The following is a 9,387-nucleotide window of genomic DNA, read 5'->3' on the forward strand; positions in this document are numbered from 1 at the left end:
GGCGAACACCAGCTCACGGACCCTCAGACTGCTCTCGCTGCTGCAGACCCACCGCCACTGGCCCGGCCTGGAATTGGCCGAGCGGCTCGGGACACCGGTGAGGACATGCGGGTCCGGCTCCTCCGGCGCGTAGCGGACGGCCCTGGCCGCCTGTGCCCGCGACTCGCGCCAGCGGCCCGGCACCCTGCGCAGTGCCGCCCCCAGGCGCATCCGCGCGGCCCAGGAGCCCGGCGCGAGGCGTACCGCCTCCTCGGCGGCGGCCACGGCCTCCGCGTCGCGGCCGAGCCGCTCGAACGCGAGGCTGGCGAGGCGGTATCCCCAGTCGGCTCCCGACTCGGATCGGGGGTCGAGGTCCAGCGCCCTGCGGGCGGCCTCCAGCGCGGCTTCGGGATGGTCACGGCCCAGCAATGCGGCGGCCACAGCACACCACTGCCAGGGGTCGTCGGGATCTCGGGGCGGCGGCACCGGGGCCGAGTCGTGCCCGCCGGACCCGCTCACCACGGCGGCTCACGGGCCTCACGCTGACTCCCCACGATCGCCATGGTCCGTGGGAGATCACCATTTGCCTAGATAACGGTATATGCCTGTATCTCTCTAGAGAGGTCACGCACAGTGTCACCGAAAACACGGATCGCCGATCGATCGCGAGCCACAAGGTACACATATCCATGTAAATCCATCATTGAATGCCACCCCGCGCACTGCCGCACTTCGCCTAGGCTGCGACGTATGTTCGTCCAGGCTGACAACTCCTGAGCGGCCCATGACCACCATCATGGCCAAAGCCAGGGGTGGGGACGGCGGCTCACCGGCACCCGGAGCCAGCCGGTGGTCGATCCTCGCCCTGCTCTGCTTCAGCCTGCTGCTGATCGCGGTGGACGCCACGGTGCTGCACATCGCGGTGCCCACGCTGACGGCGGCTCTGGAGCCGACCTCCGTGGAACTGCTGTGGATCATCGACGTCTACTCGCTGGTGGTCGCGCCGCTGCTGCTGACCTTTGGCACGCTCGGTGACCGCCATGGGCGCAAACGGCTGGTGCTGGCCGGATACGTGGTCTTCGGCGTCGCCTCGGCGGCGGCCGCGTTCGCCCCGACCCCGCTCGCGCTGATCTCGGCGCGGGCACTGCTCGGCGTCGGCGGTGCCATGATCATGCCCGCCACCCTCTCCATCATCCGGCAGGTCTTCACCGACCGGCACGAGCGGGCGATCGCGCTGGGCGTGTGGAGCGCGGTGGCGGCGGCCGGGGCCGCGGTCGGCCCGCTCATCGGCGGGCTGCTCGTCGAGAAGTTCTGGTGGGGCGCCGTCTTCCTGATCAACGTCCCCATCCTGATGGTCCTGCTGCCCGCCGCGGTCAGGCTTCTTCCCGAGATCCCGAGGCGCTCCGACCGGCCGTGGGACGCGCTCAGCGCGCTGCTGTCGGTATTGGGCATCCTCGGTGTGGCCTTCGGCCTGAAGGAGACGGGCGCCGGGCATCTCGGCGGGGTGGCGGTCCTGCTGTGCGGGGCCTGGCTGCTGACCTGGTTCGTCCGCAGGCAGCGGCGACTGGCCTTCCCACTGCTCGACCTGGAGCTGTTCCGGCGACGGGCGTTCTGCGCCGGGGTGGGCGGCGTGCTGCTGACCGTCTTCGCCCTGGTCGGGCTGGAGCTCATGCTCGCCCAGTACCTCCAGCTGGTCCTCGGCGACAGCCCGCTCGGGGCGGCCGTACGGATGCTCCCGCTCATGATCGCCGCGATCGCGGGCGGCCTGGCCGGGGCTCAGCTGCTTCGCTGGTTCGGGCTGCGCGCCACGATGAGCGGCGGGCTGGCGCTGACCGCCCTGTCCCTCACCCCCACCCTGGCCTGGGGTACCGAGGGGCATCCGGTGGCCCTGACGTTCTGCTTCGTCGGCATCGGCTTCGGCATCCAGGTCACCCTGCTGGCCGCCTCCGACACGATCATGTCGGCCGCGCCCGAGTCGCACGCGGGCGGCGCCGCCGCGATCGAGGAGACCGCCTACGAGCTGGGTGCCGGTCTCGGGGTCGCGGTGCTCGGCACGATCACCACGGTCGTGTACGCCCCCTCGCTGGGCCCGGTCCCCGGCGTCGCTCCCGAGACGATGCACCAGGCCCGCCAGTCGCTCGCCTCCGCCGCGCACATGGCGCAGGAGATCGGCGGCGGCGTGGGAGACGCACTGCTCTCCGCGGCCCGCGTCGCGTTCGTCGCGGGCCTGCACACGACGATCGTGGTAAGCGTGCTGCTGCTCGGCTGCACCGCACTGGCCGTGATGCTCCTGGTACCCCACCGCCCCGAGGGAGACGGAGAGGGGAGTGACTCCTCGTGAGGGGTTTGGCAGGCTCTCCCTCGGTCATCTATCGGTCAAGCCTGGGCAGGAACGGTGAATCTAACCAGAATGAGGAACCGTGCGACGAACCCTCCATGATCTTGCCTCCCTGGCCGCCAGGCTGGGGGTGGGCGGGATCTTCTTCGCCAACGGCTGGCACAAGCTCGAAGCGGGCCTGACCGCCACCGCCGGGCAGTTCACCACCCTGGGTGCCCCCGCGCCAGGCGTGTGGGCCGCCACCACCATGCTGACGGAGCTCATCGGCGGCGCGCTGCTGGTGGCCGGGCTCGCCGTACCCGTGTGCGGGCTGCTGCTGTTCGCCGAGGCCCTCGCCGTGTTCGTACTGGCCAGCGGCGAGACGGGCCTGCCGCTCACCGGGGGCGACGCCAAGCTGATCGTGGCGCTCGGGGCCGCCTCCATCCTGCTGGCGGTGGGCGGCGCGGGCCGCCTGTCGGTCGACCACATGGTGGTGATCAAGCGCCGTGAGGCCGAGGCCGCCGAGGACTTCGCCGCCGAGACCGAGGCCGACGACGTCATCGCCGCGCTGCGCGAGCCGGAGACCCCTCCGGCGCCCGCCCTGCCCGCCGCCGGGAAGAAGCCCGCCGGCACCGACAAGCCCGCTCCGGCCGCCGCCGAGAGCACCACCGACACCGCGGAGTTCCCCGCCGCCCCCCGTCCGCGCACGCGTACCCGCAAACCCTCCTCCGGTACCGCACCCGCCGCACCCCCCGCGCCGCCCACCCCCGGCAAGGCCGGTGACACCCTCGTGGCGGGCAAGAAGGACGAGCCTTCCGGAACCTGAGCGGACGGATCCCGGACACCCGGACTCGCTCGGCCACTGCCGGCCCCCGCACGACTCACCGCGGTCGCGCGGGTGGTGCCTCGGCACCATCACGGCCAACGCCGGGAGGCGACCGCGGAACCGTCGGCCTGACACCGGCCGGCCGTCAGTCCCTTCCCTGCCAGGTCGTCACGCACGCCTCGTTGCCCTCCACGTCCGCCAGCACCCAGAAGGAGGGCGCCGAGGCGTCGGACAGCAGGACCCCGCCCGAGGCGAGGGCGGCCTCGACCCGGTGGGACGCCTCGTCGTGGGGGACCGAGACGTCTAAATGGATCCGGTTGCGCTGCGCCCGGGGCGCGGTCATCCGCTGGAACCAGATCGCCGGCCCCTGCCCGACGGGATCCACGAGCGCGCCCTCGCCGCCGGACGCTCCGGGCTCGTCGTCATAACCCATCACCGCCTTCCAGAACGGGCGGACGGCGGCGATGTCGATCGCGTCGATCGCGATCTCAAGGACCTGGACCGACCGCACCTCCCGGCCACCCACGTCGGGGCCGGTGCTCAGCCCGAGCTCGCTCACGACCGCGGAGATCCGACCGGCGAGCTCGACCTCGACCGGCGTCACCGCACCGGTGACCGGTGAGCGCAGGGTCAAGACCACCCGGCCGGGGCGGACGTCCATCTCCAGGCTTCGCTCTCCGTCCGCGCCGGCCACGGCCACCGCGCGCGCGACGACCTCGACCGCCCGCGCGGGCGATGCCACGGCCACCGACGTGCGCACCACGTCCAGGACATAGCGCCACCCAAGATCGCCGACAGCGTCGGAGATCTCCCGTCGGCTCAGCCTCTCGTCACCATCCGGAACCTGCTGCGTCATACCGCCATGATCGCAGCGGCCCTCCCCCGCGCGGGACCCCATCGGCGACGCGGATACGCGGTCGAGGTCCCCCGCAATCCGCCTTCGGTGCGTTACGCACCGAAGGGTGCCCGACCCGCTGCTACTTTCGCCCGGTGGTCCTCGAAAGGGGACTCAGAGCTCGAAGCGGGCCACCCGGCGGAGTTTGTTCATCGCGTCCAGGGCGGCGACCTTGTAGGACTCGGCCAGGGTGGGGTAGTTGAAGACGGCGTCGACCAGGTAGTCGATGGTGCCGCCGCAGCCCATGACCGCCTGGCCGATGTGGAGCAGTTCGGTGGCGCCGGTGCCGAAGACGTGCACGCCGAGCAGGGCGCGGGTCTCCGGGGAGACCAGGAGCTTGAGCATGCCGTAGGTGTCACCGATGATCTGGCCTCTGGCCAGCTCGCGGTAGCGGGAGATGCCGACCTCGAAGGGGACGTGGGAGGCGGTCAGCTCGTCCTCGGTGTGGCCGATGAAGCTGATCTCGGGGATGGTGTAGATGCCGATCGGCTGCAGGTGGTGGATACCGCGCAGCGGCTCCCCGCAGGCGTGGTGGGCGGCGATGCGGCCCTGCTCCATGGAGGTGGCGGCCAGGGACGGGAAGCCGATGACGTCGCCGACGGCGTAGATGTGCGGCACGGTGGTGCGGTAGTGCTCGTCGACCTGGATGCGGCCTCGGGCGTCGGCGGCCAGCTCCGCGTTCTCCAGGGCGAGCTCGTCGGTCATGCCATGGCGGCCGGCCGAGTACATCACCGTCTCGGCGGGGATCCTCTTGCCGCTCTCCAGCACGGTCAGCGCCCCCCGGGAGCGGCGCTCCACGGCGGCGACGGTCTCACCGAAACGGAAGGTCACCGCCAGGTCGCGCAGGTGGTACTTGAGCGCCTCGACGATCTCCAGGTCACAGAAGTCGAGCATCCGGTCACGGCGCTCCACCACCGTCACCTTGGTGCCCAGCGCGGCGAACATCGAGGCGTACTCGATGCCGATCACCCCGGCCCCGACGACCACCATGGAGTCGGGGATGTCCTGCAGCTTCAGGATGCCGTCCGAGTCGATGATGGCGTGGTCGTCGAACTCCACGGTGTCGGGACGGGCCGGCCGGGTACCCGTGGCGATAATGATCTTGTCAGCGGTCGCCTTGGTCTCGTGGCCGTGCTCGTCGACGACTCCGACCGTGTGCGGGTCGACGAAATGGCCCATCCCGCTGAGCATCGCCACGTGGTTGCGCGACAGCTGGCTGCGGATCACGTCGATCTCCCGGCCGATCACGTGCTGGGTGCGGATGCCCAGATCGGCCGCGGTGATCTCATCCTTCACCCGGTAGCTCTGGCCGTACATGCCGCGCTGGTTGAGGCCGGTCAGGTGCAGGACGGCCTCACGCAGCGTCTTGGAGGGGATGGTGCCGGTGTTGATGCATACTCCGCCGAGCATGTTGCGCCGCTCGACGAGCGCGACGCGCCGTTCGAGTTTCGCGGCGGCGATCGCGGCCTTCTGCCCACCCGGCCCGGAACCAAGAACGATGACATCAAAATCCCACATAGGGCTCAGTGTGAACGCACGGGACGATCTCAACCAGACCTGTGACTCCCGCGCTCACCGGGGGGAGCCGCTTCTCGCCTCCCTCGGCCGGTAAAGGCACCCCTGACCGTTTCGAACACCGGCACCGCGGCAAGGAGGCGATTCACCCTCCTCCGGCGCTGAACATGATGAGCGGTCCGCACCGTGGTGGCCCTGCCGACACCTCGCCCTGTGACCGCGTCTCGGCCAAACGTCTCCCCGCGTGGCGGCCTCATGCCGCCACGCCGTGTCGCTATCGCCTTACGCCATCGCCCCCACATGGTCCACGATCGCGGTCGCCCCCTCCTGGCGTGCGCAGTTGGCGCAACAGAACCAGTGCCGACCGGCCTCGACGCCGTGCCCGACGATGCGGACCCCGCAGTGCTCGCAGATCGGTGCCAGCCGCTGGATCGCGCACTCGAAGCTGTCGAAGACGTGCACCCCAGCCTGGGTGTGCACCTCGAAGCTCATGTCGTAGTCGTTACCGCACGTTTCACAAGTCGCCATGTTTCCCCCCGAAAACTCGGCATTTCCGGTTAAGTCCTACCCAGGTAGCCGCCAGTCAGACAATCCTTCCCACCACGATCACCACCGCGACCAGCGCGAACACCGCCGAGGCGGCCAGCAGCGGGGGAAGCAGCCGGGCGCACCTCTCGCGTGCCACGAGGCGGGCGCGGTTGGCGTCGATCCACTCCCCCAGGCGGGGCCAGGCGTAAGGCAGCGCCTGGTGGACCAGGCACGCCCGATCTCCCCGGTGCCCGACCAGCCCCGCGAAGCCGTGCAGGACGCCCTCGGACCCGGCGGGGGCCCTGGCCTCTCGGGCGACCGCCTGCCCGTCGGCGTCGATGACGACGAGCCTCAGGAACACCTCCGGCACGCGCTCCCGGTCCGCCGGGTCCAGCGCGGCGAACGCCGACTCGGCCAGCGCGCCCAGCCCCGGATCGTCGCAGGCCGTGCGGACCCTGGCCGCGACCTCGGCACCCGCCCGCAGCAGCGGGGCCGTCTCGGGCTCCGGCGCATCCGGCCGGGGAACGGCCGGGTCGGCGGCGATCAGGGCGATCAGCAGATCGCGGGCGGCGGGTCTGGCCCGGGGATCCTTGGCGAGCGCGGCAGCGGCCAGAGGCCGCAGCGAGCGGGGCAGCGGGCTCAGGTCGGGGTCGAGCGAGAGGATCCGGTGCATCACCGCGCCCAGGCTGCCCGCCGCGAACGGATCCTCGCCGCTCGCGGCGTACAGCACGATCCCGCCCCAGGCGAACACGTCGGCGGCGGGACCCGCCTCGCCGCCGGTGAACACCTCGGGCGCCGTGTACGACGGCGCGCGTGGCCTGAGCCCGGTGGCGGTCAGCGCGGTTCTCAGGCCGGGACTCACCCCGAATCCGACGATCCTGGGTCCGCTCCGGCCGAGGAACACCTTGTCGGGTGCGAGGTCGCGGTGGACGACCCCGACGTCGTGGAGGGCGGTCAGCGCGACGGCGATCGCCGTCGCGAGAGCGTGCAGGTCGTCACCGCCGAAGATCCGGCCGGCCCCGCGCAGGCTGGGGCCCTCGACGTACTCGCTGACGATGTACGGCCTGGGCCCGTCCAGATCGGCGTCCAGCACCCCCGCCGTGCAGAACGAGGCCACCCGGCGGGCCGCGGCGGCCTCACGACCGAACCGCTCACGCAACTCCGGATCACTCCCGGCGTCACCGTGCAACACCTTCACCGCCACACGCCTACCCGCGGCATCGTACGCCTCGTAGACCACACCCTGACCACCCGCACCCAACCGCCCGGCCAGCCGGTAACCGCCCAACCGCTGCGGATCACCCACGATCAGTTCCCGCGCCACTCTCATGGGGTGTTTGATACGATCTCCGGAGAAAAAGTTTCTCCTAACCGGGGCAGACCTTGCGATAGGGCAGGTCACCGAGGTAGGTGCGCCACTCCTCGCGCGAGAGGGTGCGGCCCGCGCGCTCACAGACCGCCCGCGCCACCGCCGCCGGCTCGACCGGATACTCGTCCAGGGTGCCGGCCGAGTCGACGACGACCAGCCGGGCCCCGTCGGGACTGAACGCCAGGGACCGGAACTCACCGCTCTGCGAGGCGATCGGCGGGCCGAGGCGGCGTCCGGTCTCGACGTCCCACAGCCCCACCGACCGGTCGTTCACCGCCCCGGCGACGACGTCTCCGCGAGGTGAGAACGCCAGGACCGCCTTCGTGGCCGGCTCGGCCCTGATCAGGTTTCCCACCCGGTCCCTGCTCCTGGTCTCGAACACCGAGACCCGCCCGACCCGGTCGGCGGTGGCGAAGCGGGTGCCCTCCTTGTCGAAGGCCAGCGCGGTGGTCGGGATGGTGACGGTGGGCGCGCCGTACGTCTCACCGAACGGCTCGCCCGTCAAGGCGTCCAGCAGCCGGTGCTCTCCCCCCGCGACCGCCAGCATCCTGCCATCGGGGGTGAAGACCAGCCCCTCGACCGACTGCTGGGGCCTTGACCAGCGGAGTTTGCCGCTGGGCACGTCCCACACGGCGATCTCCCCGTCCGAGGCGCCCACCGATTCGAAGTAGAGGGTGTAGGAGGCCACCGCGGTGCCGTCCGCGCTGATCGCCAGGGCGAACACCTGCCCCTCGCGGACCGTCTCGACGGCGGCGATCCGCTTGGCGGCGGCGACGTCCCATACGGTCAGCCGGGAGCTGTCACCACCGGTGTTGGCCACCAGTCGTCCGCCGTCCGCGCTGAAGGCCATCGCGAAGGCGCCGTCGGCGCCGTCGGGCCCGACGTTCAGCGTGCCGGTCCGGGTGCGCCGGCGCACGTCGCGGATGACGATCTCACTCGCTCCCTCGCCCCTGGACGCGAGCAGCCGGCCGTCGGGGCTGAGCGCGGCCCAGTTGGTCCCGGGGCCCTTCAGCGGGGTGGGCCTGGTCAGCGTGCCGACGTCGAGGGTCGTCACCGAGTCCTCGGTGAGGTAGCGCAGCGTCCGCCCGTCCGGATCGAAGGCCACGGCGGGCATGAACCCGTCGATCCTCTGGGTGAGCAGGAGCCTGCCGTCCCCCACCCGCCAGACCCGCAGGGCCGTGTCGGTCACCACGGCCAGGAAGCGCCCGTCGGGGCTGAAGACCAGATCTCCGCTGACGCTCCCCTCGAAGGAACGGTCGAGATCGGCCCCGGTGGACGCGTCGCGCAGTTCGAGCTTCCTGCCCCGGGAGACCGCGACGGTCCTGCCGTCCGGGCTGTAGGCCACCCGCAGTCCGCACCCGTTGCAGCGGGTGCCCAGCGGGATCTTGCGCAGGTCGTCCAGAGTGAAGGCCGCCGGCTCCCCGTCCAGCCCTCCGACGGCGATCCCGCGCCCGTCCGCGGTGATGTCGAAGTCGACACCTGCGGCGGGCGGATACAGCTTCCTGCCGTCCAGATGGTTCCAGACCGTGAGCCCCTCCCCCTGGGTCACCATGAGCCAGTCATCGGACCGGCCGAAGAACGCCCCGGTGTCGCCACCCGCGTTGCGCCCCTGGACGGTGAGGACCGCGCCGGTCGGCTTGCCGGTCGCCACATTCCAGACCCTCAGCTTCACACCGCTGATCACGGCGAGCAGCCCGCCGCTCGGGCTCACCGCGATCCCCCGCAGGTCGTCGCCGATCCCGGTGAAAGCGCCGACGCGCCGGCCGGTCCGCACGTCCCAGAGTCGTGCCTCGCCGTCGCTCGCGCTGACGAGCGTGCGCCCGTCGGCGCTCAGCGCCCTGAGGGTGTGTATTCCCGCGGCCGGATCGTGGAAGGTCGCCGTCTCGCGCTGGGTCAGTGAACCGGTCAGGCTCGCCCTGGCCTCGGGCACCGGCGCCAGCCGCCAGGCGGCCACGCTG

At 71.5% G+C, this 9,387-nt stretch carries 7 protein-coding genes and 1 pseudogene; 2 read left to right on the forward strand and 6 right to left on the reverse strand.

Annotated elements, in window-relative coordinates:
- A pseudogene (locus ABZ260_RS39100) lies at positions 1 to 501 on the reverse strand (hypothetical protein); the annotation flags it as partial.
- Between the two features lie 262 nt (positions 502 to 763).
- Here ABZ260_RS39100 and ABZ260_RS39105 point away from each other — a divergent pair.
- Together ABZ260_RS39105 and ABZ260_RS39110 are read left to right on the forward strand one after the other, a co-directional pair.
- Positions 764 to 2,320: an MFS transporter gene (locus tag ABZ260_RS39105; protein WP_355627601.1), complete on the forward strand. Its 1,557-nt coding sequence runs from the start codon at positions 764 to 766 to the stop codon at positions 2,318 to 2,320.
- A 79-nt stretch (positions 2,321 to 2,399) separates the two neighbouring features.
- Positions 2,400 to 3,122, forward strand: coding sequence for a DoxX family protein (locus ABZ260_RS39110; RefSeq protein ID WP_355627604.1), 723 nt, complete (start codon positions 2,400 to 2,402; stop codon positions 3,120 to 3,122).
- Between the two features lie 145 nt (positions 3,123 to 3,267).
- Here the strand turns inward: ABZ260_RS39110 and ABZ260_RS39115 are convergent, their stop codons facing one another.
- The 5 genes from ABZ260_RS39115 to ABZ260_RS39135 all read right to left on the reverse strand — a co-directional run.
- Complete coding sequence (locus ABZ260_RS39115) at positions 3,268 to 3,978, reverse strand: VOC family protein (protein WP_355627607.1); 711 nt, start codon at positions 3,976 to 3,978, stop codon at positions 3,268 to 3,270.
- Positions 3,979 to 4,131: 153 nt separating this feature from the next.
- Positions 4,132 to 5,535, reverse strand: a complete 1,404-nt coding sequence (gene sthA / locus ABZ260_RS39120; RefSeq protein ID WP_350925857.1) for a Si-specific NAD(P)(+) transhydrogenase — start codon at positions 5,533 to 5,535, stop codon at positions 4,132 to 4,134.
- 279 nt (positions 5,536 to 5,814) lie between these two features.
- The gene (locus ABZ260_RS39125) at positions 5,815 to 6,060 is read right to left on the reverse strand and encodes a hypothetical protein (RefSeq protein ID WP_355627610.1); all 246 of its coding nucleotides are present in this window, start codon (positions 6,058 to 6,060) and stop codon (positions 5,815 to 5,817) included.
- Positions 6,061 to 6,115: 55 nt separating this feature from the next.
- Complete coding sequence (locus ABZ260_RS39130; RefSeq protein ID WP_355627613.1) at positions 6,116 to 7,390, reverse strand: serine/threonine-protein kinase; 1,275 nt, start codon at positions 7,388 to 7,390, stop codon at positions 6,116 to 6,118.
- 37 nt (positions 7,391 to 7,427) lie between these two features.
- On the reverse strand, positions 7,428 to 9,387 hold a 1,960-nt coding region (locus tag ABZ260_RS39135), incomplete at its 5' end, for a WD40 repeat domain-containing protein (RefSeq protein ID WP_355627616.1).

It is taken from the genome of Streptosporangium sp. NPDC006013, assembly GCF_040614275.1.
GTDB lineage: Bacteria > Actinomycetota > Actinomycetes > Streptosporangiales > Streptosporangiaceae > Streptosporangium.

Bases quoted from the DNA above. Each gene is read 5' to 3' on its own strand.
- sthA (WP_350925857.1), bottom strand. From the start codon at position 5,535: ATGTGGGATTTTGATGTCATCGTTCTTGGTTCCGGGCCGGGTGGGCAG.
- ABZ260_RS39105 (WP_355627601.1), top strand. From the start codon at position 764: ATGACCACCATCATGGCCAAAGCCAGGGGTGGGGACGGCGGCTCACCG.
- ABZ260_RS39125 (WP_355627610.1), bottom strand. From the start codon at position 6,060: ATGGCGACTTGTGAAACGTGCGGTAACGACTACGACATGAGCTTCGAG.
- ABZ260_RS39130 (WP_355627613.1), bottom strand. From the start codon at position 7,390: ATGAGAGTGGCGCGGGAACTGATCGTGGGTGATCCGCAGCGGTTGGGC.
- ABZ260_RS39115 (WP_355627607.1), bottom strand. From the start codon at position 3,978: ATGACGCAGCAGGTTCCGGATGGTGACGAGAGGCTGAGCCGACGGGAG.